Genomic DNA, 25,953 nt, shown 5'->3' with positions numbered 1-25,953 from the left:
TAGCGGTATGGGCCGATCCGCGAGGCCCCCCACCTCTCTAGTGAGATACAGCCATATGTCCGGATCTACCCAACCCCCATCCGTCACCCGATCATGGAAGCCGTGGGGAACGCTGGAAGTGCCGGTAAAGACGATATTTCCGATAAGTCCTCACGCGAGTGGTGCACCGAGGCCCTGACCAGGCTGAACGCGGGCCGTCCCGAATCGGCGCTGGAGGCCGCGCGCCGGGCCGCCGACCTCGACCCCGGCGACGAATGGGCCTGCCGCCTCATCAGCCTGGCCCACGAACGCCAGGGCCGCGACGCCGACGCCCTCCCCCCGGCCGAACGCGCGGTGGACCTCGCGCCCGGCTCCTGGTCCGCCCGCCTGCGCCGGGCCGCGATCTCCCGCCGGATCCCCGGCCGCTGGTCCGCGGCGGCCGCCGACGCCGTGCTGGCCGCGCGCTTCGCCCCCGAGGAGGCCGACCCCGACGTCCTGCTCGGCGACCTGGCGCTGCTGCGCGGCGACCATCGGGAGGCCGGGCGGGCCTACCGCGCCGCGCTCGCCACGGCTCCGGCCCATCCGCAGGCCCGCGTGAACCTGGCGCTGTGCCTGCTGCGCTGGGACCGTCCGCGCCCGCACCACGACCCCGCCTGGCCGGTCGACCCGCGCCAGACGGGACGCGCCAGGCGGGCGCTGGAGGTGTGGGCGCGCCAGGCCCGGCTGCTGCTCGCCGTGGCCACGATCGCCGTCGCGGCGGCAGCGCTCGCCCTCGACTCGGCGGTGTGGGCGCGGTGGTGCGGGTTCGCCGCGCTGGCCGCGCTGGTGCCGTTGACGGTCCGGCAGGCGCGGCGGGTGGGGGTCTGGGCGTACGTGCCGGCCATGGCCGGGCGCGATCCCTGGCTGGGCGCGGCCGTGGCGTCGGCCGCCTTGTCGGTGCCGGCGTTCACGGGGTGGCTGCTGCTGGGCGCGGTGCCGGCGGCGCCGTCCTGGCGGGATCCGGTGTGGGCGGGGCTGGCCGGGATCGTGGTGCTGATGTGGCCGGCGCTGGCGGTCGTCCGGGTGCTGGCGGAGGCGTGGCGGGGGCGGCCGATGCCCGCGCTGGCCGAGCTGGCCCGCGTCACGGGCGAGCGCACGGCGGCCAGGAACGCCGGCGTGACGTTGTGGATCGTGCTCATCAGGACCTGGTCGGTGCTGGTGCCGCTGGTCGGCGGGGCGCTGGCGGTCGAGCCGCGGGCCGCGGTGGCGGCGGTGGCGGTGCCGTTCCCGCTGGTGCGGGCCTGGCTGCGGGCCCGCCGCGGGGGCGACGGATGGCTGCTCGCCGCGGGAGTTCTCGTGGCGCTCGCCGCCCTCGGCTGCGCCGTCGGCGGCGCGCTGGGGTCGGCCTGGGGCTGGCGGGCGGGGGTGGCCGCGCTCGGGGCGGCGATGACGGTGTTCGCGGCCCGCGCCCTGCGCGCGTGGTGGCGCGGCGCGCCGGGGCCCTGGCGGGCCTCGCTCGTCATGTGCGACCTGCCCATGGGCGGCGCGCCCTCGGTGGCCCTGACCCCGGAGGCGCGCCAGGCGTTCTCCTACGCCAGGAGCCTCGTCCTGTCCTACGGCGATCCCGCGGGCCCCCGGGTCGTGGGCGCGGCCGGGTCCGTCACCTCCTCCGGCGAGCTGCGGCTGATCGCCGGGCCGGAGGCGTGGGAGGGCGTGGCGGCCGACCCGCGCGTCGCGGTGTTCGCGGCCGACCCGTTGCAGCGGCGGTTCTGGGTGGAGGTGCGCGGCATCGCCCTGGCCGGCCCGGACGTGCTGCGCGTCACCCCCAAACAGGTGCTCGTCGGCGAGTTCCCCGGCAGGCACCAGCGACGGTGAATAGAGTTTTGTTCTATGCGGACCTGCGCACCCCCGAAGAGCGCTTCGCGAACCTGCCCGACTTCCCCTACGAGCCCCGCCACGCCGACCTGCCGGACGGCCCGCGCATGGCCTACGTCGAGGCCGGCCCCGCGGACGGCGAGCCGGTCGTCCTGCTGCACGGCGAGCCGAGCTGGTCCTTCCTCTACCGCCACGTCATGCGCGAGCTGGCCGCGGCCGGGCTGCGCGCGATCGCCCCCGACCTGATCGGCTTCGGCCGCTCGGACAAACCCGTGGACCCCGCCGACCACACCTACGCCAGGCACGTCGAGTGGACCCGCGCGCTGCTGTTCGACGCGCTGGCCCTGGACGGCATCACCGTCGTCGGCCAGGACTGGGGCGGCCTGATCGGGCTGCGGATCGCCGCCGAGCACCCCGAGCGCGTGGCCAGGATCGTGGCCGCCAACACGGGGTTGCCCTCGGGTGACATTCCCATGCCCGACGTCTGGCACCGCTTCAGGGACACCGTGGCCAGTGCCCCCACGCTGGACATCGCCCGGCTGGTCCAGGCGGGCTGCCGGACGCGGCTCAGCGACGAGGTGCGGGCGGCCTACGACGCGCCGTTCCCGGACGAGTCGTACAAAGCGGGCCCGCGGGCCCTGCCGGGGCTCGTGCCGATCACGCCCGACGACCCCGCCGCGCCCGCCAACCGCGCTGCCTGGCAGATCCTCACCACGCTCGACCGCCCGTTCCTGGTGGCCTTCTCCGACGGCGACCCCATCACCGGCGGCATGGCGGCCATCATGCTCAAGGCCGTCGCGGGCACGGCCGGGCTGTCCCATCCGATGATCGCCGGCGCCGGCCACTTCCTCCAGGAGGACGCCGGCACCGAACTCGGACGTCGGATCGCCCTTTTCGTGACCTCCACCTAGCGTGTCAGGGCCGCCCAATCGTCGGTCGGGTGCGGTATAACCGGGGGCGGACCGGGGAGGCGTGATGCGTGAGTCCGACAGGGCCCAGGCCGCGGGGCGGGCCGCGGCGCGGGATCTGTTCGAGCAGGTGAGACTGCGTTATTTCCAGATTCCCCCCGCCGTGCGCCGGGTGCTCTACGCCGTGCTGCTCATCGTCGTCATGGGCGTGGGCGCGGCGCTCGGCTGGGATCTGCTGAAGACGTTCCCCCTCGTCCTGCTGGCCCTCGCCTTCGTGGCGCTGACCATGCGCTTCCCGCGGGCCGCGGCGACCGCGCTGGTCGTGGCCGGCTGGGTGGTGCTGGCGCTGCCGCTGTTCTCCTGGCGCTTCCCCCCGGGCTCCATGGCGCTGCACGCGATGGTCGCGCTCGCCCTGCCCGTGGCCGCCGCCGCCCACCTCGTCCGCTGGGTCACGCCGTGGGTCACCACGCTGGCCGCGCTCGTGCCGGCCGGGGTGCTGGCCTTCGGGCTCTCCTTCCTGTCGGCCGCCGTCGCGCTCTGGGGCGCCTGCCTGGCGGCCGTCGTCGTGCTGGTCCACCGGTTCCTCCAGGCGCGCCGGGCCAAGGCCGAGCTGTCCGCCGAGGAGCAGCAGGTGCGCGTGCGCGCCCGCGAGGGCCGGCCCGAGCCGCAGGCCGACAAGGCGGGCGCGCCGCCGCAGATCTCCGTCGAGGAGGCGCTGGCCGAGCTGGAGGGCATGATCGGGCTGGCGCCGGTCAAGGAGCAGGTCCGCTCGATCGCCGCCTCCATCGAGGCCACCCGGCTGCGGGCCGAGGCCGGCTACACCGCCGAACGCCCCACCAGGCACTTCGTCTTCGTCGGCCCGCCGGGCACCGGCAAGACCAGCGTGGCCCGCGCGCTGGCCAAGATCTTCTACGCGTTCGGCCTGCTGGAGACCCCCTACGTGGTCGAGGCGCAGCGGGCCGACCTGGTGGGCGAGTTCCTGGGCGCGACCGCGATCAAGACCAACGAGCTGGTCGACCGGGCGCTCGGCGGCGTGCTGTTCGTCGACGAGGCCTACAGCCTGGTCAACTCCTCCGACGGCCAGCCCGACAGGTTCGGCGCCGAGGCCGTCCAGACCCTGCTCAAACGGGCCGAGGACGACCGCGAGCGCCTGATCATCATCCTGGCCGGCTACGAGCAGGAGATGGCCTCGTTCCTGTCCAGCAACCCGGGCCTGGCCAGCCGGTTCGCCACGCGGGTGCGCTTCCCCAGCTACTCCGCCCCCGAGCTGGCCGAGATCACCGAGGTGCTCCAGCGGCGCAGGGGCGACACGATGGCCCCCGACGCCAGGCGCGCCCTGCTCGGCCTCTACGAAGACGTCCAGCGGCGCGGGCTGGTCGACGAGCTGGGCAACGCCCGCTTCGTGCGCAGCCTGGTCGAGGCCGCCGCGCAGGCCAGAGACGTGCGCGTGGTGGGCGCCGGGGGCACCCCGACCACCCACGACCTGGTGACCACCACCACGCCCGACGTGACCAAGGCGTTCGAGGAGCTGACCGCCCGCTTCCGCGGCTACGTGGCCACGCCCACGCTGGAGGAGGCGCTGGCCGACCTCGACGCGATGGCCGGCCTGGAGCCGGTCAAGCGGCAGGTGCACGCCATCGCCGCCCAGCTCCAGGTGGCCCGCATGCGGCAGGAGCGCGGGCTGCCCACGCCGCCCCAGATGCGGCACTTCGTCTTCGCCGGGCCGCCCGGCACCGGCAAGACCACCGTCGCGCGGGTGCTCGGCCGCGTCTTCGCCGCGCTCGGCCTGCTGGCCAGGCCCGACGTCGTCGAGGCCCACCGGGCCGACCTGGTCGGCCAGCACCTCGGCGCGACCGCGATCAAGACCAACGAGCTGGTCGACCGGGCGCTCGGCGGCGTGCTGTTCATCGACGAGGCCTACAGCCTGGTCAACCCCGGCTACGCGGGCGGCGACGCCTTCGGCTCCGAAGCCGTCCAGACCCTGCTCAAACGGGCCGAGGACGACCGCGACCGGCTGGTCATCGTGCTGGCCGGCTACCCGCGCGAGATGGACTCCTTCCTGGCCACCAACCCGGGCCTGGCCAGCCGGTTCAACCAGCGGGTGGCCTTCCCCAGCTACTCGCCGCGCGAGCTGTCGCAGATCGCGGTGCTGCTGGCCGGCAAGGCCGGCGACCGCTTCGACGAGCAGGCCCTGCGCGACCTCGACGAGGTGTTCGCCTGGGTGTGCGAGGAGCGGCTGATCGACGGCCTGGGCAACGGCCGCTTCGCCCGCTCGTTGTTCGAACGGGCCGCGATGCGCCGCGACGTGCGCCTGGCCGCCCACGCCTCGGGCGGCGGTTCGGCCAGCGCCGCCGACCTCACGACGATTACCAGCGACGACGTGCGCACCGCCGTGGACGAACTTTCCGGACGTTAACCCCTCTTTGGCATTTCCCCGCGCCACGATGCTGCTGGGTGTAGCAGTATGACTACCTATCGTGCGCGTCCGGGAGGGGGACGATGGCGGGGTTCCTGGCCCGCAGGCTGCTCAACTACGTGGTGCTGGTCGGCGTGGCCGCGAGCCTGGCGTACCTGCTGGCCGCCGGGGCGCTCGATCCGCGTTCCAACTACGCCGACCGCACCCCGAAACCGCCGCCCGCCGTCGTCGACGCCCAGCTCACCGCGCTCAACCTCAACGACAAGACCCCGCTGCTGCAGCGCTACGCCACCTGGGCCGCCGGCGTGCTGCACGGCGACTTCGGCAAAACCGTCACCGGCTCGCCCGTGAACGAGGACCTCCGGCGGCGCATGGGGGTCACGTTCCGGCTGGTCATCCTGGGGCTGCTGTGCGGCAGCCTGCTGGGGGTGCTGGTGGGCGCGTACGCGGCGGTGCGGCAGTACGGCTGGTTCGACCGGCTCTCCACGGGCCTGTCGTTCGTGGTGCTCGCGGTGCCGGTCGTGGTGCTGGCCAACATGCTGATCCTGGCCGGCGCCTGGGCCAACGACAACCTCTTCGGCCGCCCGGTGCTGCTGGTCAGCGGCGAGTACAGCGACGGCCTGCAGACCGGGTTCTGGGGCTACGTGCTCGACCGCCTGCAACACCTGATCCTGCCGACGATCTCGCTGTCCGTCGGCCTGGTCGCGGTCTTCAGCCGCTACCAGCGCAACATGATGCTCGACGTGCTCGGCGCCGACTTCGTCCGCACGGCCAGGGCCAAGGGGCTGAGCAGGGGCCGGGCGCTGACCCGGCACGCGCTGCGCACCGCGCTGATCCCGGTGGCCACCTACTTCGCCTTCACGTTCGGCGCCCTGCTGACCGGGGCCACCTTCACCGAGAAGATCTTCGGCTGGCACGGGCTGGGCGAGCAGCTGATCAACTCGATCTTCACCAACGACGTCAACACCGTGGCGGCGATCTCCTTCCTGGCCGCCGTGGCCGTGTTGTGCGCCGCGCTCGCCTCCGACCTGCTGCACGCCGCGCTCGACCCCAGGGTGCGGGCGTGATGACGCTCTCCGACGAGGAGCTGGCGGAGGAGCTGACCTCCGACCTGGGCCGGGCGCCGTCGCGGCTGCGGGTGGTGGCCGGGCGGTTCTTCCGCTCGCCGCAGGGGCTGGCCGGGTTCGCGGTGCTGGCGCTGATGTTCCTGCTGGCGTTCGCTGGGCCGCTGTTCACCCCGTGGTCCTACACCGACAAGGACTTCACGGCGTTCCTGCAGCCGCCCTCGCCCCGGCACTGGTTCGGAACGCTCCAGACCGGCGCCGACGTCTACGCGGTGACCCTGCGCGGCATGCAGAAGTCGCTGATCGTGGGCCTGCTGGCGGCGCTGGTGTCCACGGCGGTCGCGGCCGTGGTGGGCGCCTTCTCCGGCTACTTCCTGGGCTGGACCGACCGGGCGCTGAGCTGGGTGACCGACCTGCTGCTCGTGCTGCCCGCGTTCCTCATCCTGGCGATCATGTCGCCGCTGTTCGGGGCCGGGCAGTGGGTGTTGTTCGTGGTCATGCTGGCGCTGTTCCTGTGGATGGTGACCGCGAAGATCGTCCGGGGGATGACGATCTCGCTGAAGGAGCGCGAGTACATCCAGGCCGCCCGTTTCATGGGGGTGCCGCCGGTGCGGATCATCTTCCGGCACGTGATCCCCAACCTGTCCTCGCTGCTCATCGTCGACGCCACGCTCAACGTCAGCGCGGCCATCCTGACCGAGACCTCGCTGTCGTACTTCGGGTTCGGCATCCAGGCGCCCGACGTCTCCTTCGGCACGCTGATCGCCGACGGCTCCCGCACGGCGGTCTACGCGCCCTGGACGTTCTGGTTCGTGGCCGGGCTGCTGGTGGTCACCGTGCTGGCGGTCAACCTCATCGGCGACGCGCTGCGCGACGCCTTCGACCCGGCGGCGCGGCGATGAGGCCGGCGGCGAACCCCGTCCTGGAGGTCAACGACCTGCACGTGTCCTTCGGCGACGTGCGCGCGGTGCGCGGGGTCAGCTACTCGGTGAGCCCGGGCGAGGTGCTGGGCATCGTGGGCGAGTCCGGGTCGGGCAAGTCGGTCACCTCGGCGGCGGTCATGGGCCTGCTGCCGCCGAGCGCCCGGGTCACCGGGTCGGTGCGGCTGCACGGCAAGGAGCTGATCGGCGCCTCCGAGCGGGAGCTGACCCGCTTCCGCGGCAAGACCGTCTCGATGGTGTTCCAGGACCCGCTGTCGGCGCTCACGCCCGTCTACCGGGTGGGCGACCAGATCGCCGAGGCCGTCCGCATCCACCAGCGGGTGAGCAAGGAGAACGCCGCGGTCAAGGCCGTCGAGCTGCTGGAGCTGGTCGGCATCCCGTCGCCGAGCGAGCGCGCGCTCGCCTTCCCGCACGAGTTCTCCGGCGGCATGCGGCAGCGCGTGATGATCGCGATGGCCATCGCCAACGACCCCGACGTGATCATCTGTGACGAGCCCACCACCGCGCTGGACGTGACCATCCAGGCGCAGGTGCTGGAGGTGCTGAAGAAGGCCCAGCGGAAGACCGGCGCGGCGATCATCATGATCACGCACGACCTCGGCGTGGTGGCCGGCTTCGCCGACCGGGTCCTGGTCATGTACGCCGGGCGGCCGGTCGAGGTGGGCGACGTCGACGACATCTACTACCGGATGCGCATGCCGTACACGGCCGGGTTGCTGGCCTCGATCCCGCGGGTCGACCGCGGCGGCCGTCAGCCGCTGCTGCCGATCGCCGGGAATCCGCCCTCGCCGGCGGCGTTGCCGCCGGGCTGCCCGTTCGCGCCGCGCTGCCCGCTGAAGATCCACGAGTGCGACGCGGCCGAGCCGCCGCTGTTCGACGTGGCGACGGGCCACCGGGCGGCGTGCATCCGCTGGGAGATCGTCCGCCCCCAGGGCCCCGGCCGCCACGCGGCCGGCGAGCCCGTCACCCCCGCGGTCCGCGCCGAGCAGCCGGTGCTGGAGGTCGACGGCCTGGTCAAGGACTACCCGCTGCTCAAGGGGGCGCTGTTCAAGCGCAGGGTCGGCACGGTGCACGCGGTGGCGGGTGTCAGCTTCGACATCCGCCGGGGCGAGACGCTGGGCCTGGTCGGCGAGTCGGGCAGCGGCAAGACCACCACGCTCACCCAGATCCTGGAGCTCGTCCCGCCGCAGGAGGGGCGGGTGGTCGTGTTCGGCCGCGACACCGCCCGGCTCGACGGCGCCGGGCGCACCGCGATCCGGCGGGACATGCAGGTCGTCTTCCAGGACCCGATGGCCTCGCTCGACCCGCGCATGACGGTCTACGACATCCTGGCCGAGCCGCTGCGCACCCACGGGGAGCGCCGGCCCGGCCGGCGGGTGGGCGAGCTGCTGGCCCTGGTGGGCCTCGACCCGGCGCACGCCGCCCGCTACCCCCAGGACTTCTCCGGCGGCCAGCGGCAGCGCATCGGCATCGCCAGGGCGCTGGCGCTGGAGCCCAGGCTGCTGGTGCTGGACGAGCCGGTCTCCGCGCTCGACGTGTCGATCCAGGCCGGCGTCATCAACCTGCTCGCCTCGCTGCGGTCCAGGCTCGGGCTGTCGTACCTGTTCGTCGCGCACGACCTGGCGGTGGTGCGGTACATCGCCGACCGGGTGGCCGTCATGTACCTAGGCAGGATCGCCGAGATCGGGCAGGTCGACGCGGTCTACGGGGCTCCGGCGCATCCGTACACGCAGGCGCTGCTGTCGGCGATCCCGCTGCCCGACCCGGCGCGGGAGCGCGTACGCGAGCGCATCCTGCTCGAAGGCGACCTGCCCAGCCCGGCCCACCCTCCGAGCGGCTGCCGCTTCCGCACCCGCTGCCCGAAGTTCCGCTCGGTGCTCAGCCACGACGAGCGCTCGCTCTGCGTGGACGTCGAGCCCGAGGTGCTGCCGGTGGGCGACGACCAGGGCGCGGCCTGCCATTACGCCGAGAGGCTCGACGTCGTCTAGATCAGGAGGAATGCGCTCGATGAAAGTTCCACGTCTTGTCGTGGCCGTCGCCGTGACCGGCTCGCTGTCGCTGGTGAGCTGCGGCGGCGGCTCGGGGGGCGGCACGGCGAGCGGCACGGAAGGCGCGCACAAGACCATCAAGGCCTTCGACATCAACCCGCAGCCGCGCGACAAGGTCAAGGACGGCGGCACGCTGCGCTGGGGCATCAACGAGTTCCCCACCCAGTGGAACAGGAACCACGTCGACGGCAACCTGGCGATGGCGGCCGTGATCAGCAACGCGTTGTTGCCCTCGCCGTTCGTCTCCGACGAGAAGGCGGAGATCACCGTCGACCCCGACTACGTGCTCGACGCCAAGGTCACCGACCAGAGCCCGAAGCAGGTCGTCACCTACACGCTCAACCCCAAGGCCAAGTGGTCGGACGGGCAGCCGATCACCTGGGCCGACTACCAGGCCCAGTGGCAGGCGCTCAACGGCCGCAACCCCGAGTTCCACATCGTCTCGGCCACCGGCTACCAGGACATCGAGAAGGTCGAGCGGGGCAAGGACGACTACGAGGTGAAGGTCACCTTCGCCAAGCCGTTCGGCGACTGGCAGTCGCTGTTCGGGCCGCTGCTGCCGGCCGCCACGAACCGGACCCCGCAGGCGTTCAACACCGCGTGGCTGAACAAGATCCCGGTGACCGCCGGGCCGTTCAAGTTCAAGGGCTTCGACCAGACGGCCAAGACGATCACGATCGTCCGCGACGACGCCTGGTGGGGCAACCGGGCCAAGCTCGACCAGATCATCTACCGGGCCTCGGAGCAGGACTCCCTGATCGGCGCGTTCAGCAACGGGGAGCTCGACCTCATCGACGTCGGGCCGTCGGCGCCCGACTACGCGCGGGCCAGGGCCACGCAGGGCGCCCAGGTGCGCCAGGCCGCCGGGCCCGACTTCCGGCACTTCACCTTCAACGGGTCGAGCGAGCCGCTGAAAGACGTGAACGTGCGGCAGGCCATCCAGCTCGGCATCAACCGGCAGGCCATCGCGCAGTCCGACCTGCAGGGGCTCGACTGGCCGATCGCGCTGCTGAACAACCACTTCTTCATGAACACCCAGGAGGGATACCTGGACAACGCCGGCAATCTCGGCGTCTACAACCCCGAACGCGCCAAGCAAATGCTCGACGCGGCCGGCTGGAAGCTGAACGGGGCCGTCAGGCAGAAGAACGGGCGGCCGCTCGACCTGCGGTTCGTGGTGCCGTCCGGGGTGCAGCTGAGCAAGTCGGAGGGCGAGCTGGCCCAGAACATGCTGGCTCAGATCGGGGTGAAGCTCACCATCAAGGCGGTGCCGAGCGACGACTTCTTCACCAAGTACGTCATCCCCGGCAACTTCGACATCACGCCGTTCGCCTACATCGGCACGCCGTACCCGATTTCGAGCAGCTACGGGATCTACGCGAACTCGGCGAACGGCAAGACCTGGAACGCCAACTTCGGGCGGACCGGCTCGCCGGAGATCGACCAGGCCATGGACAAGGCAGCCCAGAACCTCGACCCGGCCGCCGCCCGCACCCAGACGAACGAGGCCGACGGGCTGATCTGGAAGCTGGTCAACGTCCTGCCGCTCTACCAGCGTCCGCAGAACGTGGCGGCCAGGCAGACCCTGGCCAACGTCGGCGCGCGCGGCTTCTACGACCTGCGCTACGAGGACATCGGCTTCACCGGCTGACCGGCGCTCAACGCTCCACGGCCAGCTTCACGCCCAGCCCGACGAAGATGCCGCCCGTCGCCGTGTTCACCCGGCGGCGGGCGGCGGCGCTGCGGCGCAGCCATCCGCCGATCCGCCCGCGAGAAGATGACCGTCGAGAGGCATGCTTGATCCTCTCATATCCCCATTTTCCGCCCAATGTGCGGAATGTCGGTGGGAGGCGGTAGAAGTGACCCATGACGATGGAGCTCACCTGGCCGCAGATCCTCGCCTGGCGGCTGCGCAGGCAGTTCGTGGCGGCGGCCGACGGGCCGGACGCGGTGTCGGTGGCCCGCCGGCTGTGCGGCGTGCAGGCGCAGGTCGCCTCCTCGGCGCAGCTCGCGGTGGCGGTCAGGAGCGCCCGGCCCGACCCCGGTGAGATCGACCGGGCCCTGTGGAGCGATCGCACTCTGGTCAAGACCTGGCTCATGCGCGGCACCCTGCACCTCGTGCCGGCCGACGAGCTGGCCGGTCTGTGCGCGGCGCTGAGCACGCTGCGCTTCTGGGAGAAGGGCTCCTGGCAGCGTGGCCACGGCGTGACCGCCGCGGAGATCGAGGCCGTCATCGAGGCCGTCCCCGAGGCGCTGAAGGGGGCGCCGCTGACCCGCGAGGAGCTGGTCGACGCCATCGTGGCGCTGACCGGCGACGCCCATCTCCGCGAGGCGCTGACGTCCGGCTGGGGGGCGCTGCTCAAGCCGCTGAGCCGCCTGGGCGAGCTGTGCTACGGGCCGCCCCGCGAGGGCAAGGTGACCTTCACCGCGCCGCGGTCGTGGGTGCCGGGCTGGCCGGGCGAGCTGCCCGACCAGGAGGAGGCCGGCGTGCGGGTGCTGCGGGCGTTCCTGGGGGCCCACGGCCCGGCCACGCCGGAGATGTTCGACACCTGGCTGTTCGGCGGCGTGGCCAGGAAGGCGGTGCTCAAGGCGTGGGTCAAGGGGCTGGCGCCGGAGCTGGCGGAGGTCAGGGCCGACGACGGCACCACGCTGTACGCGCTGGCCGAGCACGCCGACGACCTGGCCGCCACCCGGCCCTCGCAGGAGGTCCACCTGCTGCCGGGCTTCGACCAGTTCATCCTGGGCGCGCCGCGGACGCTCGCGCCGCTCGTCCCGCCGCCGCTCAAGCCCAAGGTCAGCCGCCAGGCGGGCTGGATCTCGCCCGTCGTGGTGCACGAGGGCCGGGTGGCCGGCGTCTGGGAGGCCAAGAACGGCGCCATCACCCTCGACCTGGCCGCGCCGGTGCCCCAGGACGCGCTCGACCGCGCCCTGAGCCGTATGCGGTCGCTGCTGGGGCCGGCCTGACGCCGTCCGGTCAGGCGGACGAGCTCGCCATCACCCGGTCGACGATGCCCTTGTTGCCCTCCTCGCGGGCGCAGTGGGCGCAGCAGTACCAGTGCTCGCCCGACTGGACGCCGTGCCCGATGACCTTGGTGCCGCAGTGCTCGCAGATCGGCGCCATGGCCTCGATCGCGCACTGGAAGCAGTCGAAGGTGTGCACGGCTCCCTGCGCGTGCACCTCGAAGGCCATGTCGTAGTCGTTGCCGCAGTTGTCGCAGACGGCCATGGTGATCCCCTCTTCACGTCCGAATCACCTGGGGCAATACCCCGAACCATGGCCCGCTTTCCCCAACGAAACGCCATATTCAGGCCGAGTCACCATCGATGATGACGAACCGTACAAGCAGCGGCAGCCCCAGGAGGCCGAGCGCGGCGAGCGCGACGGGGAGCCCGAACGGTCCGGTCAGCACCGCCACCAGCAGCGGGCTGACGACGAACCCGGCGTAGGAGACCATCGAGACGCCCCACACCAGCGTCCCGGTCGGGTCGTCGGCGGCAGAGCGGCTGAGCAGCGCGGGCACCAGCGGCCCGAGCGCCAGCCCGGTCAGGGCGAAGCCCGCCATCGACAGCGGCACGCCGTCACCGAGCCCGGCCAGGCCGATCCCGGCCGCGCCGCCCACCCCGGCGACCAGGTACCACACGCGCGGGGGCACCGGGGGCAGCGTGTGCGCGGCGAGCCGGCCGGCCGTGAGCGCGGCCATGTAGACCGCGGGGGCCAGGCTCGCGGTGAGGGGCGTGGCGGCCCTGTGCTCCTCCAGCAGGAGCACCGACCACTGCTCGACCGCGTTCTCGATCACCAGCACGCAGCCGGCCAGCGTCCCGAGCAGCAGCGCGACGCCCCACAACCGGCGCCACGCGCGGTGGTCGCCGGCGGGCGCGGCCCGGCCGCGGCCCACCGGCAGGGCGCGCAGCGACAGGGACGTCGCCGCCACCAGCACCGCGATCACCAGCAGCACGGCCCGGACGTCCAGGCCGAGCGACCGGGCCAGGCCGGTGAGCGGGGCGGCCACGATGACCGCGAGCGGGAAGGCCGCGTGCACCGGCTGGAAGAGCCGCCGTCCGCTCTCGCGCTCGACGCGTCCCGTGGTCAGGTTGAGCGCCACGTCGAGCGCCCCGCTGGCCGCGCCGAGCAGCAGCAGCCCGGCCACGAGCGGCCCGTACGCGGTGACCGCGGCCAGCCCCGCCACGGCCAGCCCGAACAGGACGGTCGCCGCCGTGAGGGCAAGGCGCTCGCGCCCGCGGGCCAGCCGTCCGGTCAGCGCCATCGCGGGCAGGGCCCCGACGGGCACCGCGCCCAGCGCCGCGCCGAGCTGCGCCGCCGAGACGCCGAGCTCCTGCTTCACCGCCGGCAGCAGAGCCGCCCAGGCCCCCCAGAACACCGCCCAGACGGCGGACACCGCGATCAGCGGCATTCACCAACCCCCTTGAATTGCGGTCAAGTCTCGGTAAAGATCGACGACGTCCTTAATGTCCCCCGCCGAAGGGAAAATCGTGCTGACGCGAACGGTCATCGCGGCCGGACTGGTCGCCGCCGGTATCGCCGCCACCCCCTCCTCCGCCTACGCCGCCTCCGCGGCCGCCGCCCCCGAGACGCCCGAGCGCGTCTGCGGCGCGGGCTACCACCGGGTGCAGGACGGCCACCGCGCGATGAAGACGCGCGACGGGAAGGTGCTCGGGCACGTCTATCTGATGTACAACAAGCGCGCCGGGAAGAACTGCGTGGCGGCCATCAAGACCGCCTTCCGCGGCACCCCTACGGTCACCGGCGCCTCCATCGAGGTCCGCGGCGGCGGCCGCAGCGAGGACGTGCAGCGTTACCGCTTCTACGCCGAGACCGGCCACATCGACGGTAGCTGGAAGTGCGTGAAGTACGCGGGCTGGACGCGCACCCCGGACAACCGTGTCGAGGCCTGGGGCGGCCGCGGCTCGTGGGGCAACTGCCGGGGCTGACAACGAATCCGGTCCGCCCCGCCCGGAGCTGTCACATCGCGCCGGGCCGCCTCGTCCTGTGTCATGGAAGCCGACACAGGGAGGATCACCATGACCCAGCGCATCGACATCGCCAGGCTCGCCCCGGAGGCGTACCGGGGGTTCCTGGCGGTGGAGGCGTACATGCACGGCAGCGACCTGCCCGCGGCCACGATCGAGCTGGTCAAGCTGCGGGCCAGCCAGATCAACGGCTGCGGCTACTGCGTGCACATGCACAGCAGCGACATGAAGAAGGCCGGGGAGAGCGACGAGCGGCTGTGGTCGGTCGCCGCCTGGCGGGAGGCCACGGTCTTCACCCCGGCCGAGCGGGCGGCGCTGGCGCTGACCGAGGAGGCGACCCGCCTGGCCGACCGCGGCGAGGCCGTGCCGGACGAGGTGTGGCGGCAGGCGTCCGAGCACTATGACGACAAGCAGCTCGCCGCCCTCGTCGTCGCCATCGCGATGATCAACGCGTGGAACCGGATCGGCGTGACCGCTCGCCTGGTCCCGGGGACGTGAGGCGGGCGCGACCGCGCGAGGCGGTAGAAATGCGTTGAGCGGCCCCGGCGGCCCCGGTTAGGTTGGCGCGCAAGGCGGGTGGCGGCACCCGCCGAGCCGCCGTCAGCCGGCGGCGGCCCGAAAGGGGGAAGACCGTGAAACGTGTCAGAGTCCCGAAATCGACGGCCATCAGGCGTCCGCATCCGTCGGCCGAACTCGATCTGCGCACCCCGTCGGGGCGAAAGTTGCCCTATTAGCTACCCTTTACAGCGAACTTACGGCTGTATCGGTAGATAACAGAGGTAACAGAAACATCACGGGGGGCTCACATGAAGAGGCTTGCGGTGGTGCCGCCGCACATCGCCAGGCACAAGATCCGCGACATCCGGGCGGCGGTCCGCCGCAGAAGGACCGAGGCCACCGACCCCAAGGTGGTCGACCTGCGGGCCTACAGCGGCCGGAACGTGATCCACTTCCCCGGCGGACCGACGCCGGCCGCCTGACCGCACGAAACCCGCACGAACCCGCATGAATCCGTACGAACCCGCACGAATCCGTACGAGTTCACCGCGCCGCTGAGGCTCGACGTGACCGGCTCCCCCCGCCGGCCGTCCGGTTTCAGCCGTAGAGCCTCTTGGCGTAGGACTCGCCGTAGTACGACTCCAGCTGCTCCAGGCTCTCCTCGACCACCTGCACCTCCTTGATCAGGCTGGCGTGCGAGGGCAGGACGGAGGGGTTCCAGGAGTCCGGCGCCCACAGCTGCGAGCGCAGGAACGCCTTGGCGCAGTGGAAGAAGATCTGCTCGATCTCCACCACCAGGGCCAGCCGCGGCCGGTGACCCTTGACCACCATCTCGTCGAAGAACGGCGCCTCGCGCACGAGCCGGGCGCGGCCGTTCACGCGCAGGGTCTCGTTGCGGCCCGGGATCAGGAAGATCAGGCCGGCGTGCGGGTTCTTCAGCACGTTGAGGAACCCGTCGGCCCGGCGGTTGCCCGGACGGTCGGGAATGGCGATCGTGGTGTCGTCGATGACGTGGACGAACCCGGCCGGGTCGCCCTTGGGCGAGACGTCGCAGTTGCCCTCGGCGTCGGACGTGGCGATCAGGCAGAACGGGGAGGCCGCCAGCCAGTCGCGATCACGCGCGTGCAGCCGCGCCCGCTCCTTGGTCGCGGCCCTCGGCATCACCTCGCCCAGCAGTTCCCGCAACTCCTCCTCGGACCCGATCTCCGCCCAGCTCATCTGATCTCCTCTCGGGGGTTACCGCCCGATTTTGTCAGGAGATCGGAGCAAGCATCCTGTGGGGTGCCCGCAACAGCACGCTGACCGGATCATCACGGCTGTCCGTCAGGCCGGGGCCGGGGCGCACCTCGACCTCCTCCAGCCCGACGGCCGTGCCGCACGACGGGCACCGCGACACCGGGTCGAGCCGGGCGCCGCAGGTGGCGTGGTGGAACAGGCGGCGCGGGCCGTCCCCGCCGAGGTTGCGCTCGCCCCACTGGGACAGGGCCAGCATGGGGACCCACAACTCGCGGCCCGTGGCGGTCAGGACGTACTCGTCGCGGGGCGGGTTGTCCTGGTAGCGGCTCTTGGCCAGCACGCCGGCCTCGACCAGCGCCCCGAGCCGCTGGGACAGGACCGCCCGCGGGATGTCGAGGTGGGCGAGGAAGTCGCCGTAGCGGCGTACGCCGTACATGGCGTCGCGGACGACCAGGAGCGTCCACCGTTCGCCGATCACTTCCAGGGCCCTGGCCAGCGAGCAGTCCTGGCCTTCGTAGTTCTTGCCGAGCGCCATGGGATCCATGTTAGTTCATTCACCGAACCGTGATACGTTGCGCCGCATGAGTTCAGTGACCGAACTGACCCGGGTCCGGCCGGGCACGCTCGCCGTGGCGTCCGCGGCGCCCCTGCTGGTGCTGACGAACTACACGGTGCCGATGGTGACGTTGCCGCAGACGGCCGCGTCCTTGAACGCCGGGCCGACGGGCCCGGTGTGGATGCTGGGCGGCATCTCGCTCGGGCTGTCGGCGCTGCTGCTGGTCTCCGGCGGGCTGGCCGACGACCACGGGCGCAGGCGGGTGCTGGTGTGGGGGTCGGCCGTGCTGGCCGCCGCCGGGGTGGCGGCCGCGCTGAGCACGTCGGTGCCGGTGTTCGTGCTGGCCAGGCTCGCGCAGGGCGGGGCGAGCGCGGCGATGCTGGCCGCCAGCCTGGGCATCGTCGGCCACGCCTTCCCCTCGGGCGCCGAGCGGGTGCGGGCCACCGGCCTGTACGGCGCCATGATCGGGCTGGGCACCGCGGTCGGCCCGCTGGCCTCCGGCGCGCTGGCCACGGCGGTGAGCTGGCGGGCGGTCTACTGGGTGTTGTCGGCCGCCGCGCTCGCCCTGGCCGTGGCCTCGGCGCGGCTGCTGGCCGAGTCGCGCTCCCCCGCGCCGCGCCGATTCGACGTGCCCGGCGTGGTGCTGCTCAGCCTGGGCGTGGGCGCGCTGGTCGCCGGGGTCACCGAAGGGCGTGCCGGGTGGGGGCGTCCGGTGGTGGTCGGGGCGTTCGTGCTGGCGGTGGTGCTGGTAGCGGCGTTCGTGACGGTGGAGCGCCGGCGTCCGGAGCCGCTGCTCGACCTGGAGCTGTTCCGGCGGCCGGTGTTCCTGGTCGCCACCGGCGGCGCGCTGGTCGTCGGGGCGGCGGTGGTGGGCCTGCTCAGCTACCTGCCGAGCGTGCTCCAGACCGCGCACGCGCTGACGCCGCTGCAGACCGGCCTGCTGTTCGGCCTCTGGTCGGGCACGTCGTTCGCGGTGTCGCTGGCGTCCCGGCTGGTACGCCTGCGCACCGCCGCCCGGCTCGCCCTCGGCCTCGGCCTGACCGCGCTCGGGTTCGCCGGCCTGCTGGGCGTGGGCGGCTCCCTGGACCTGCCGCTGGTCATGGCCGGGCTGGTGGTGAGCGGCGCCGGATCGGGGCTGATCAACTCCTCGATCACCCACCTGGCGATCGAGAGCGTGCCGGCCCACCGGGTCAGCATGGGGTCGGGCGCCAACAACACCGCCCGCTACGTCGGCTCCTCGCTGGGCGCGGCCGGCGTGGCCGCGGTCGTGGGCGCGTTCGGCGTGGACCGGGGGGCGACGGTCGCGGTGGCGGCCTGCATCGTGCTGGCGGCGGTGACGGCCCTGGCCGCCGTGCTCACCCGCCCCTGAGCCCGCCCCCGCCCCCGATCCCGAGCCCGAGCCCGGTCCTGAGCCCCGGCCCCGGCTACCAGCGCCGGGCGTGGGCCATCGAGGTGAGCAGGGCGTCGCGTTCCATGGCGAACCTGGCCGGGTCCATGCCCTGCCGTTCGGCCCGCAGGTGCAGCACGGTCAGCTCGGTCGCCGCCTGCTGGTAGTCGCTCATCGCGCGGCCGAACCCGGCGCCCCTGGCCCACCTGCGGGCCGCCTTGCGGGCCTTGAGCGTGCTGAGCATCTTCACGTCCTCCGCCGTGACCAGGCCCGTCGGGCCGTAGCCGGGCAGGTAGACGCCCATCTTCGAGACGAGCTGGCGGCGTTCGACGACGGTGACCACGACGAGCAGGACCAGCGCCACCATGATCACCAGGTACGCCGTGCCCAGCCAGGCCAGCGACTGGGTGGAGGCGGCGCCGTTCCACAACCCGTGCAGGACGACCGCGCCCAGGTAGCCGAGCGGGATCGCGGCGAACCTGCCGGGTGTGCGGCGGGTGAGCGCGTAGGCGACGCCGAGGCCGATCATCGAGGTGTAGATGGGGTGGCCGAGCGGGTCGATCAGCCCTCTGAGCACGAACAGCCGGACCGCGGCGCCGGTGCCGTCCTGGCCGAACGCGATCAGGTAGTAGCCGATGTTCTCCACGGCGGCGAAGCCGAGCCCCGCCATGGAGGCGTAGACGATGCCGTCGGTCAGGCCGTCGATCTCCTGCTTCCTGCGCAGGAGCAGCAGCAGCGCCGACCCCTTCAGCGCCTCCTCGATCACCGGGGCCAGGAACACGGTGCCGACGTCGTTGACGAGCTGGGCGCCGTACCCCGCCCGCAGGAACAGCGCCTGCCCGGCGAGCGTCAGGCCGACGCCGAGCACGATCGCCAGGCCCGCGCCCCACGCGAAGGCGAAGGCCAGGTGCAGCTTCGGCTCCGGCTCCAGCCGGTCGAGCGAGAGCACCGCGGCCAGCAGCACCGGCAGCGGCGCGATCCCGAGCACCGCCGACAGCCCGAACCCGACCGGCCCGCCTTTGTGCAGCATGAGACCGAGGACGATCAGCGCGAGCACGCCTGAGACCACCAGTCCGATCAGGAGTGCCTTGCTGGGTCTCTTGGCGGGCAGCGGAGCTGTCATGGGGGGCGCCTTTCTCCGACTCAGTGCACCTACTATGAGCGTTCCCGGCCGTCGCGCACTTGACAGTCGCCTACATCACCGTGACTCGCGGTAATAGGGATCGGCCACGACGGATTCCCCGTCCACGTAGGAGTACACCTCACGCCCGGCGATGAACACCCTCAGCGCCCGGCTCATCACGTCGAGCGGATCGCCCGACCAGATCACCACGTCGCCGTCGAGGCCGGGACGCAGCGAGCCGACCCGGTCGTCGAGGCCCATGATGCGGGCCGGGTTGACGGTGATCGAGCGCAGCGCGGTGTCCCGGTCGAGCCCTTCCTTGACGGCGAGGGTGGCCTGGTGGACGAGGAAGTGGATGGGCACCACCGGGTGGTCGGTGGTGATCGCCAGCTCGACCCCGGCCCGCGCCAGGATGCCCGGGTTGCGCAGGGCGCGCTGCCGCAGCTCGACCTTCGACCGGCTGGTGAACAGCGGGCCGATGATGACCGGCACGTTCCGCTCGGCCAGCGTGTCGGCCAGCAGGTGGCCCTCGGTGCCGTGATTGAGGATCAGCCGGTGGCCGAACTCGTCGGCCAGGCGCAGCGCGGTGGCGATGTCGTCGGCGCGGTGCGCGTGCTGGCACCACGGCAGCTCGCCGTCGAGCACCCGGACCAGGATCTCCAGCGTGGCGTCGCGGTCGAACGGCTTGTCCTCGCGCTCGGCCGCGGCCTTCTTCGCCCTGTAGTCCTGCGCCTTCATGAGGGCGTCGCGGATCACCGCGGCCACGCCCTGCCGGGTGGAGGGCAGCTTCTTCTGGTCGCCGTAGACGCGCTTGGGGTTCTCCCCCAGCGCGCTCTTGACGCTCACCGGCTCCCTGACCAGCATCTCGTCGACGGACCTGCCCCAGCACTTGACCGCGACCGTCTGGCCGCCGATCGGGTTGCCGGAGCCAGGCTTGATCACGGCGGTGGTGACGCCGCCGGACAGCGCGTCGGCGAAGCCCTGGTCGGCCGGGTTGATGGCGTCGAGGGCGCGCAGCCGGGCCCCGTTGGGGTCGGTCATCTCGTTGGTGTCGTTGCCCGCCCAGCCCTCGGCCTCCTCGTACACGCCGAGGTGGCCGTGCGCCTCGACGAAACCGGGCAGCACCCAGCCGCCGGCCGCGTCGACGACGGTGGCGGATTCCGGGACGGCCACGTCCCGCCCCACGGCGACGATCTTCCCGTCGCCGACCAGGACGGTGCCGCCCTCGATGGGGTCTCCGTCAACCGGCACGACATATCCGTTGATGATGGCGAGAGTCATGCCGGAAACCTACAGTCGTCACGCTTCCTGCCTAAAACCTGGACCGATAACCAAGTTTCGGGCATGCTTGTCGAGATCTTCAGTCAAGGCATCGAAAGGGACGTACTGGTGCGCATGCTGGCAAAGGCAATCCTTCTCACGGCGGCGATCGGCCTCAGCGGCGTCGTGGCGACCCCGGCCGGCGCGACCGCCGCACGTAGCCCGGAGAGCATCTGCGGCTCCGGCTTCTGGATCGTGAAGGGCGGCACGCAGCCCGTCAAGACCTCCAGCGGCCGCCGCTACGGCACGGTCTACCTGCTCTACAGCCGCAGCAGCGGCGAGAACTGCGTGGTGACGGTCAAGTCCAGCTTCGTCGGCACGAAGACCCCGATGAGCGCCATGCTGACCGTCCAGCCCAAGGGCAAGAAGGTGGTCGAGCGCGTCGACAGCGGCAAGTTCGCCTACTACGCCGGCCCGGTCAAGTACTACGCCGCCAACGCCTGCGTGAAGTTCTGGGGCTCGATCAAGCCCAACGGCCACGACCCGGCCGTCGCCGGCGGCGGCCGGCAGACCTGGGGCAACTGCACCTGATCGCGCCTCGCGCGGGTAGGGGTGAGGCCATGCTGACCGAACTGTACGAGCGCTGGCTGCTCGAACTGTGGAACGGCGACCTCCCCCTCGCGCACGACCTGGTGACCCCCGAGTTCGTCGGCCACTGGCCCGGCACGGACGTGCACGGCCCCGACGGGCTGATCGAGGCGATCCGGCAGGGCCACGAGCCGTTCGACGACGTCCGGGTCACGCTCGACGTGGGCCCGGCCGTCGACGGCGACCTGGTCGCCGCCCGATGGACGTTCACCGGCGCCTATCGGGGCGGCCTGCCCGGCGCGAGCGCCCCGCCGGGCACCCCCGTCTCCTCCGGCCACGACCTCCTGCGTGCCACGGACGGACGATTCTCCGAATACTGGGTGATCTCCGACGTCCAGTCGTTCTCCCGGCAACTCGGGATAGGCTGACATATTCGCATCACGACGGGGGTCGAAGGATGTCACAGGAGGCAATGGGGGCGATGGGCCCGATGGGCGGGATGGGCGCCCAGCCGCTGGAGCTGCCCGAGGAGGACCTGTCGGCGCTGCTCGCCGCCCAGCGCTTCGGCGCGCTCGCCACGAACGGCGGCGGCGGCCGTCCGCAGTTGTCCACGGTGGTCTACACCTGGGACCCGCCGCGGCGGGTGGTGCGGATCTCGACCGTCGCCGACCGGCTGACGGTGCGCCGCCTGCACCGGGACCCGCGCTGCGCGCTCTACGTCACCAGCGACGACTTCGGCTCCTACGCCGTCGCGGAGGGCGAGGCCGAGCTGTCCCCCGTGACCGACCGGCCGGGCGACGAGGTGGGCCTGGAGCTGCTGGCCATGCAGCCGTCCTTCGGCGACGCCGCGGGCGAGCTGGCGTTCCTGCACCGGATGGTCGCCGACCGCCGGCTGGTGGTCAGGATCCAGGCGAAACGGCTCTACGGGGCCCTGCTCCCGGCGCCCTCCTGATCGCGCGCCGCCGGTTGTAGGCGACCATCGCGACCACCAGCAGGATCAGCGCCAGGTCGATGGCCGCCGACCAGCGCATGGCCGGCGCGTGCCCGCCGCCCTCGGCGACCGCGAAGTAGACCGCCCCGATCACCGCGACGCCGCCCGCGCCGGCGAACTGCTGCGCCGTGCTGAGCACGCCCGACCCGATGCCGGCCTGGTGCGGCGCAACCTCCACCAGCGCCGCGCCGATGAGCCGCGGCAGGACCAGGCCGTTGCCCGAGCCCACGAGCATGAGCGCGACCATGACGTACGGCAGCCCGCGCCCGGCCCCGGCCACCACCAGCGCCAGCCCCAGCGCGGTGACCAGCCCGCCGATCATGACGACGACCAGCCCGTACCGGCTGACCAGGCGGGTGCCCAGCAGCGAGGTCACGGTGAACAGCACGCCCATCGGCGCGAAGGCCAGGCCCGCCTGGAACGCGGTGAGCCCGAGCCCGTTCTGCAGCAGCAGCGTCAGCGTGAACATGAACGAGGCGAAGTACGCCATGAACGCGACGATCGCCCCCACGCCCGCCAGATAGGAGTGCACCTTGAGCAGGCCGAGGTCGAGCACCGGCTGCCCGCCCCGGGCGGCCAGCGCCCGCTGCCACCACCAGGTCAGCGCGAACACCGGCGCGCTCGCCACCATGGCGGCCCACGTCCAGGCGGGCCAGCCCAGGCTGTTGCCCAGGCCGAGCGGCACCAGCAGCAGCGCCAGCCCGGCGGCCAGCCCCGCCGCGCCCGGCAGGTCGAACGCGACGGGCTTGTGCGGGTCGGCCTCGGGCAGCAGCCACCGGGCCAGCGGCACGACGACCAGGCCGACCGGCAGGTTGATCAGGAAGATCACCCGCCAGCCGAGGCCGAACACGTCGGCGGTGAGCAGCAGGCCGCCGAGCACCTGGCCGGCGATGGAGCCGAGGCCGCCGGCGGCGCCGTACCAGCCGAGGGCGCGGCCGCGGCGTTCCGGCGGGTAGACGGCCGAGATCATGGCCAGCACCTGGGGCACCATGACGGCTCCGGCCAGGCCCTGGAGCAGGCGGGCGGCGACCAGCCAGGCGGCGCCGGGCGCGAGGCCGCACAACACCGAGGCGACGGTGAAGCCGGCCACGCCGAGGACGAACAGCCGCCGGTAGCCGTAGCGGTCGCCGAGCCGGCCGCCGGTGATCATGCCGGCCGCGTACGTGAAGGCGTACCCCGCCACGATCAGCTCCAGGGCGGCCGGACCGGCGCTCAGGTCGTGCTCGATGGCCGGCGCGGCCACGTTGACCACGAAGAAGTCGAACTGGGCCATGAACCACGCCGACAGCAGGACCGGCAGCACCCCTCGCATCTTGTCAGGCTAGATCAGACAGGCTCTTGCAAGTTGAGTGGGAGGGGCTTACGATCCGCGTAATTGTTAGGAAACTTTCTTTAAAGAAAGGTCCTTGACGTGCGCCGATTAGTCACCCCCCTGATCGCCGTCCTCGTGATCATCGGCATGTGCACCCTTCCCGCACAGGCCGCGAGCCGCCTCATCGCCACGTTCTCCCTCTCCGGGAACACCGGCACCTTCCTGGTGAGCAACCCGGGCACGACCGCCGTCAGCGGCTGGTCGCTCGTCTTCGAGCTGCCTTCCGGGGTCACCGCGAGCAACCCCCAGAACGCCACCATCCGCCAGAACGGCACCAAGGTGACGCTCACCCCCGCTTTCTACATCAACACCGTGCAGGCGGGGAAGAACACCGAACCCTACAGCCCCAAGGTGACGCTGAGCTCGGCCGTCCAGCCGACGAGCTGCCTGATCAACGGCGCCAACTGCGACGGCACCGGCGGCGACCCGCCCGCCAAGCCGCCGGTCAGCGCCACGTACGACGTCAGCGGCACCTCGGCCAAGTTCATCGTCGCCAACAACAGCACCACCGCGCTGAACGGCTGGTCGATCGTGTTCGAGCTGCCCGCGGGCGTCACCGCGAGCAACGCCCAGAACGGCTCACTCACCCAGAGCGGGCGGACCGTCACGCTGACCCCCGTCCACTACAACACCACCGTGAACGCCGGCGCGACCACCGAGCCCTACAGCTCGAGCTTCACCGTGAGCACGGCCAACGCCGAGCCGACGAGCTGCCGGATCAACGACGTCAACTGCGACGGCACCCCCGACGCGCCGCCCGGCGCCCCCGGGAACCTGCGCTCGCCGGTCAAGACCACCAAGACCGTCTCGCTCGCCTGGGACGCCGCCACCCAGGGCAGCCTGCCCATCGTCGGGTACGAGATCTACAACGGCTCCGCCCTGGCCGCCTCGGTCACCGAGACCTCCGGCACGGTCTCCGGCCTGACGCCGAACACCGAGTACACGTTCACCGTCAAGGCCAAGGACCGCAAGGGCACCCTGTCGGCCGCCTCCGCGCCGCTGAAGGTGACCACCCGCAACCCGGCCGACGACGCGCAGGCGCCGTCGGCGCCCTCGGGCCTGCGCAGCACGGCCAAGACCTCCAGCAGCGTCACGCTGGCCTGGACGGCCTCCACCGACAACACCGGCGTGGCCAACTACGACGTCTTCGCCGGCTCGACCCTGGCCACGACCGTCACCGGCACGACGGCGGTCGTCTCCGGCCTGTCCCCCTCGACCGAGTACTCCTTCACGGTCAAGGCCCGCGACCTGTACGACAACCTCTCGGCCGCCTCCGCCCCGGTGAAGGCGACGACGTCGGACATCGTCGAGACCGGGTACGCCCGCGTCGGCTACTTCGTCCAGTGGGGCATCTACGGCCGTCAGTACTTCGTCCGCAACCTCGACACCACCGGGGCCGCGGCGAAGCTGACGCACATCAACTACGCCTTCGCCAACATCGACCCCAAGAACCTGACCTGCCTGCAGGGCGTCACCAAGGGCACCACGTCCGACCCGCAGGACCCGAACCAGGGCGACGGCGCCGGTGACGCCGAGGCCGACTACGGCAGGCCGTTCAGCTCCGCCCAGTCGGTCGACGGGGTCGCCGACACCGGCTGGGAGAAGCTGCAGGGCAACTTCAACCAGCTCAAGAAGCTCAAGGCGAAGTACCCGAACCTCAAGGTGCTGATCTCGCTCGGCGGCTGGACGTACTCCAAGTACTTCTCCGACGTGGCGGCGACCGACGCCTCCCGCAAGAAGTTCGTCTCCTCCTGCATCGACACCTACATCAAGGGCAACCTGCCCGACTACAACGGCAAGGGCGGTCCCGGCACGGCCGCGGGCATCTTCGACGGCATCGACCTCGACTGGGAGTGGCCGGGCGCCGAGGGGCACGCGGGCAACCACATCGGCCAGAACGACAAGGCCAACAACACGCTGCTGATCGCCGAGTTCCGCCGCCAGCTCGACGCGCTGACGACGACGACCGGCAAGCGGTACCAGCTCACGGCGTTCACCCCGGCCGACCCGGCCAAGATCGCCGCCGGCTGGGACCTGCCCGAGGTCGCCAAGTCGCTGGACATCTTCAACATCCAGGGCTACGACTTCCACGGCGCGGGCAGCGACAACTCCTGGGAGCCGAACCGCACCGGCCACCAGGGCAACCTGTACCTCGACGCGGACAGCCCGTACAACCCGGACTTCAGCGTCGAGAAGGCCGTGGACGTCTACCTCCAGGCCGGCGTCAACCCGCGCAAGCTGACCATCGGCCTGGCCTACTACGGCCGCGGCTGGCAGCAGGTGACCGACGGCGGCAAGTTCGGCGAGTGGCAGGACGCGCACGGCGCGGCTCCCGGCCAGTTCCAGGAGGAGGCGGGCACCCGCGGCTACAGCAACCTGCTCGCCATGGTCCCCGGCTGCACGGTCCGCCACGACGAGGTCGCCGTCGCCACCTACTGCTACACCGGCAACAACGGGCAGTGGTGGACGTTCGACGACGCCTGGTCGATCGGCAAGAAGACGGCCTGGCTGAAGAGCAAGGGCCTGCTCGGCGCGATGATCTGGGAGATGTCCGGCGACCCGGGCGTGCTCACCACCGCGCTGGACGCCGGTCTGAAGTAGCCCGGGCTCAGTAACACCGTTCGGTAACAGCTGGGGGGCGGGGCGCCGCGGGCGGCCCCCCCCCCCCCAAATAACCGGGGAGAATACAAAAACGGAGGGGCCCGCAGCGATAAAAATCGCACAAAACAAAGTCATGAATTCA

Annotated in this window: 24 protein-coding genes; 16 read left to right on the top strand and 8 right to left on the bottom strand. The window is 72.0% G+C overall.

Going from position 1 to position 25,953, the window contains the following annotated elements:
* Nucleotides 1-102: 102 nt before the first annotated feature.
* The 7 genes from AB0J76_RS43340 to AB0J76_RS43310 all read left to right on the top strand — a co-directional run bounded on the left by AB0J76_RS43340 (nt 103) and on the right by AB0J76_RS43310 (nt 10,861).
* Nucleotides 103-1,833, top strand: coding sequence for a hypothetical protein (locus AB0J76_RS43340; RefSeq protein WP_352326849.1), 1,731 nt, complete (start codon nt 103-105; stop codon nt 1,831-1,833).
* Nucleotides 1,834-1,841: 8 nt separating this feature from the next.
* Nucleotides 1,842-2,744: a haloalkane dehalogenase gene (locus tag AB0J76_RS43335; protein ID WP_352326850.1), complete on the top strand. Its 903-nt coding sequence runs from the start codon at nt 1,842-1,844 to the stop codon at nt 2,742-2,744.
* Between the two features lie 64 nt (nt 2,745-2,808).
* The gene (locus AB0J76_RS43330; protein ID WP_364393247.1) at nt 2,809-5,157 is read left to right on the top strand and encodes an AAA family ATPase; all 2,349 of its coding nucleotides are present in this window, start codon (nt 2,809-2,811) and stop codon (nt 5,155-5,157) included.
* An 83-nt stretch (nt 5,158-5,240) separates the two neighbouring features.
* Nucleotides 5,241-6,224 (top strand): ABC transporter permease, encoded by a 984-nt coding sequence (locus tag AB0J76_RS43325; protein WP_352329570.1) that lies wholly within the window; start codon nt 5,241-5,243, stop codon nt 6,222-6,224.
* On the top strand, nt 6,224-7,123 hold the full coding sequence (locus AB0J76_RS43320; protein ID WP_352329572.1) for an ABC transporter permease: 900 nt from the start codon (nt 6,224-6,226) through the stop codon (nt 7,121-7,123). Before AB0J76_RS43325 ends, AB0J76_RS43320 begins: the two co-directional genes overlap by 1 nt.
* Nucleotides 7,120-9,150, top strand: a complete 2,031-nt coding sequence (locus AB0J76_RS43315) for an ABC transporter ATP-binding protein (protein ID WP_352329574.1) — start codon at nt 7,120-7,122, stop codon at nt 9,148-9,150. Before AB0J76_RS43320 ends, AB0J76_RS43315 begins: the two co-directional genes overlap by 4 nt.
* Before the next feature lie 19 nt (nt 9,151-9,169).
* A complete protein-coding gene (locus AB0J76_RS43310; RefSeq protein ID WP_352329575.1) occupies nt 9,170-10,861 on the top strand; it encodes an ABC transporter family substrate-binding protein in 1,692 nt (563 codons plus the stop codon).
* A gap of 7 nt (nt 10,862-10,868) precedes the next feature.
* Here the strand turns inward: AB0J76_RS43310 and AB0J76_RS43305 are convergent, their stop codons facing one another.
* On the bottom strand, nt 10,869-11,093 hold the full coding sequence (locus AB0J76_RS43305) for a hypothetical protein (RefSeq protein ID WP_364393242.1): 225 nt from the start codon (nt 11,091-11,093) through the stop codon (nt 10,869-10,871).
* On the opposite strand from AB0J76_RS43305, the gene AB0J76_RS43300 reads away from it, so the two are divergent.
* Nucleotides 11,077-12,174, top strand: coding sequence for a winged helix DNA-binding domain-containing protein (locus tag AB0J76_RS43300; protein ID WP_352326655.1), 1,098 nt, complete (start codon nt 11,077-11,079; stop codon nt 12,172-12,174). The genes AB0J76_RS43305 and AB0J76_RS43300 overlap by 17 nt on opposite strands.
* Before the next feature lie 10 nt (nt 12,175-12,184).
* Here the strand turns inward: AB0J76_RS43300 and AB0J76_RS43295 are convergent, their stop codons facing one another.
* Nucleotides 12,185-12,436, bottom strand: coding sequence for a hypothetical protein (locus tag AB0J76_RS43295; protein WP_352326656.1), 252 nt, complete (start codon nt 12,434-12,436; stop codon nt 12,185-12,187).
* Nucleotides 12,437-12,515: 79 nt separating this feature from the next.
* Nucleotides 12,516-13,622: an MFS transporter gene (locus AB0J76_RS43290; protein ID WP_352326657.1), complete on the bottom strand. Its 1,107-nt coding sequence runs from the start codon at nt 13,620-13,622 to the stop codon at nt 12,516-12,518.
* 79 nt (nt 13,623-13,701) lie between these two features.
* On the opposite strand from AB0J76_RS43290, the gene AB0J76_RS43285 reads away from it, so the two are divergent.
* The 3 genes from AB0J76_RS43285 (at nt 13,702) to AB0J76_RS43275 (ending at nt 15,179) form a co-directional block, all read left to right on the top strand.
* The gene (locus AB0J76_RS43285; protein WP_352326658.1) at nt 13,702-14,160 is read left to right on the top strand and encodes a hypothetical protein; all 459 of its coding nucleotides are present in this window, start codon (nt 13,702-13,704) and stop codon (nt 14,158-14,160) included.
* A gap of 90 nt (nt 14,161-14,250) precedes the next feature.
* Nucleotides 14,251-14,697 (top strand): carboxymuconolactone decarboxylase family protein, encoded by a 447-nt coding sequence (locus AB0J76_RS43280; protein ID WP_352326660.1) that lies wholly within the window; start codon nt 14,251-14,253, stop codon nt 14,695-14,697.
* 308 nt (nt 14,698-15,005) lie between these two features.
* Nucleotides 15,006-15,179: a hypothetical protein gene (locus AB0J76_RS43275; protein WP_352326661.1), complete on the top strand. Its 174-nt coding sequence runs from the start codon at nt 15,006-15,008 to the stop codon at nt 15,177-15,179.
* A gap of 115 nt (nt 15,180-15,294) precedes the next feature.
* On the opposite strand, the gene AB0J76_RS43270 is transcribed toward AB0J76_RS43275, so the two are convergent.
* Both AB0J76_RS43270 and AB0J76_RS43265 read right to left on the bottom strand, forming a co-directional pair.
* On the bottom strand, nt 15,295-15,915 hold the full coding sequence (locus AB0J76_RS43270) for a pyridoxamine 5'-phosphate oxidase family protein (RefSeq protein WP_352326663.1): 621 nt from the start codon (nt 15,913-15,915) through the stop codon (nt 15,295-15,297).
* Nucleotides 15,916-15,949: 34 nt separating this feature from the next.
* Entirely contained in the window at nt 15,950-16,468 is a 519-nt protein-coding gene (locus AB0J76_RS43265) for a helix-turn-helix domain-containing protein (protein WP_352326665.1), read from the bottom strand.
* Between the two features lie 46 nt (nt 16,469-16,514).
* Here AB0J76_RS43265 and AB0J76_RS43260 point away from each other — a divergent pair, with 46 nt between their 5' ends.
* Complete coding sequence (locus AB0J76_RS43260; RefSeq protein ID WP_352326667.1) at nt 16,515-17,858, top strand: MFS transporter; 1,344 nt, start codon at nt 16,515-16,517, stop codon at nt 17,856-17,858.
* Between the two features lie 55 nt (nt 17,859-17,913).
* Here AB0J76_RS43260 and AB0J76_RS43255 read toward each other — a convergent pair whose 3' ends face one another.
* Together AB0J76_RS43255 and AB0J76_RS43250 are read right to left on the bottom strand one after the other, a co-directional pair.
* Complete coding sequence (locus AB0J76_RS43255) at nt 17,914-18,999, bottom strand: PrsW family intramembrane metalloprotease (RefSeq protein ID WP_352326668.1); 1,086 nt, start codon at nt 18,997-18,999, stop codon at nt 17,914-17,916.
* Between the two features lie 75 nt (nt 19,000-19,074).
* Nucleotides 19,075-20,280, bottom strand: a complete 1,206-nt coding sequence (locus AB0J76_RS43250; RefSeq protein ID WP_352326670.1) for an amidohydrolase — start codon at nt 20,278-20,280, stop codon at nt 19,075-19,077.
* Between the two features lie 114 nt (nt 20,281-20,394).
* On the opposite strand from AB0J76_RS43250, the gene AB0J76_RS43245 reads away from it, so the two are divergent.
* From AB0J76_RS43245 to AB0J76_RS43235, 3 genes are read left to right on the top strand one after another with little or no spacing between them, the layout of a single operon-like run.
* Nucleotides 20,395-20,850 carry a hypothetical protein gene (locus AB0J76_RS43245; protein WP_352326672.1) on the top strand — a complete coding sequence of 152 codons (456 nt, stop codon included), beginning with the start codon at nt 20,395-20,397 and terminating at the stop codon, nt 20,848-20,850.
* Nucleotides 20,851-20,879: 29 nt separating this feature from the next.
* The gene (locus AB0J76_RS43240) at nt 20,880-21,275 is read left to right on the top strand and encodes an ester cyclase (protein ID WP_352326673.1); all 396 of its coding nucleotides are present in this window, start codon (nt 20,880-20,882) and stop codon (nt 21,273-21,275) included.
* Between the two features lie 29 nt (nt 21,276-21,304).
* Nucleotides 21,305-21,799, top strand: coding sequence for a TIGR03618 family F420-dependent PPOX class oxidoreductase (locus AB0J76_RS43235; protein ID WP_352326675.1), 495 nt, complete (start codon nt 21,305-21,307; stop codon nt 21,797-21,799).
* Here the strand turns inward: AB0J76_RS43235 and AB0J76_RS43230 are convergent.
* Nucleotides 21,747-23,150 (bottom strand): MFS transporter, encoded by a 1,404-nt coding sequence (locus tag AB0J76_RS43230; protein ID WP_352326677.1) that lies wholly within the window; start codon nt 23,148-23,150, stop codon nt 21,747-21,749. The two genes, AB0J76_RS43235 and AB0J76_RS43230, sit on opposite strands and share 53 nt — an antisense overlap.
* A 99-nt stretch (nt 23,151-23,249) precedes the next feature.
* Between AB0J76_RS43230 and AB0J76_RS43225 the strand changes: the two genes are divergently transcribed.
* Nucleotides 23,250-25,811, top strand: coding sequence for a glycosyl hydrolase family 18 protein (locus AB0J76_RS43225; protein ID WP_352326678.1), 2,562 nt, complete (start codon nt 23,250-23,252; stop codon nt 25,809-25,811).
* The last annotated feature ends 142 nt before the right edge of the window (nt 25,812-25,953 follow it).

The sequence above is a fragment of the Nonomuraea sp. NPDC049624 genome, assembly GCF_040675255.1.
Classification (GTDB): Bacteria; Actinomycetota; Actinomycetes; order Streptosporangiales; family Streptosporangiaceae; genus Nonomuraea.
This window is presented reverse-complemented; position numbering and strand designations above follow the sequence as displayed.

Excerpts from the sequence above, each read along its gene's own strand:
- AB0J76_RS43295 (WP_352326656.1), bottom strand. The coding sequence starts at position 12,436 with ATGGCCGTCTGCGACAACTGCGGCAACGACTACGACATGGCCTTCGAG.
- AB0J76_RS43265 (WP_352326665.1), bottom strand. The coding sequence starts at position 16,468 with ATGGCGCTCGGCAAGAACTACGAAGGCCAGGACTGCTCGCTGGCCAGG.
- AB0J76_RS43300 (WP_352326655.1), top strand. The coding sequence starts at position 11,077 with ATGACGATGGAGCTCACCTGGCCGCAGATCCTCGCCTGGCGGCTGCGC.
- AB0J76_RS43330 (WP_364393247.1), top strand. The coding sequence starts at position 2,809 with ATGCGTGAGTCCGACAGGGCCCAGGCCGCGGGGCGGGCCGCGGCGCGG.
- AB0J76_RS43325 (WP_352329570.1), top strand. The coding sequence starts at position 5,241 with ATGGCGGGGTTCCTGGCCCGCAGGCTGCTCAACTACGTGGTGCTGGTC.
- AB0J76_RS43275 (WP_352326661.1), top strand. The coding sequence starts at position 15,006 with ATGAAGAGGCTTGCGGTGGTGCCGCCGCACATCGCCAGGCACAAGATC.
- AB0J76_RS43310 (WP_352329575.1), top strand. The coding sequence starts at position 9,170 with ATGAAAGTTCCACGTCTTGTCGTGGCCGTCGCCGTGACCGGCTCGCTG.
- AB0J76_RS43230 (WP_352326677.1), bottom strand. The coding sequence starts at position 23,150 with ATGCGAGGGGTGCTGCCGGTCCTGCTGTCGGCGTGGTTCATGGCCCAG.
- AB0J76_RS43240 (WP_352326673.1), top strand. The coding sequence starts at position 20,880 with ATGCTGACCGAACTGTACGAGCGCTGGCTGCTCGAACTGTGGAACGGC.
- AB0J76_RS43315 (WP_352329574.1), top strand. The coding sequence starts at position 7,120 with ATGAGGCCGGCGGCGAACCCCGTCCTGGAGGTCAACGACCTGCACGTG.
- AB0J76_RS43280 (WP_352326660.1), top strand. The coding sequence starts at position 14,251 with ATGACCCAGCGCATCGACATCGCCAGGCTCGCCCCGGAGGCGTACCGG.
- AB0J76_RS43320 (WP_352329572.1), top strand. The coding sequence starts at position 6,224 with ATGACGCTCTCCGACGAGGAGCTGGCGGAGGAGCTGACCTCCGACCTG.
- AB0J76_RS43290 (WP_352326657.1), bottom strand. The coding sequence starts at position 13,622 with ATGCCGCTGATCGCGGTGTCCGCCGTCTGGGCGGTGTTCTGGGGGGCC.
- AB0J76_RS43260 (WP_352326667.1), top strand. The coding sequence starts at position 16,515 with ATGAGTTCAGTGACCGAACTGACCCGGGTCCGGCCGGGCACGCTCGCC.
- AB0J76_RS43245 (WP_352326672.1), top strand. The coding sequence starts at position 20,395 with ATGCTGGCAAAGGCAATCCTTCTCACGGCGGCGATCGGCCTCAGCGGC.
- AB0J76_RS43250 (WP_352326670.1), bottom strand. The coding sequence starts at position 20,280 with ATGACTCTCGCCATCATCAACGGATATGTCGTGCCGGTTGACGGAGAC.
- AB0J76_RS43270 (WP_352326663.1), bottom strand. The coding sequence starts at position 15,915 with ATGAGCTGGGCGGAGATCGGGTCCGAGGAGGAGTTGCGGGAACTGCTG.
- AB0J76_RS43235 (WP_352326675.1), top strand. The coding sequence starts at position 21,305 with ATGTCACAGGAGGCAATGGGGGCGATGGGCCCGATGGGCGGGATGGGC.
- AB0J76_RS43255 (WP_352326668.1), bottom strand. The coding sequence starts at position 18,999 with ATGACAGCTCCGCTGCCCGCCAAGAGACCCAGCAAGGCACTCCTGATC.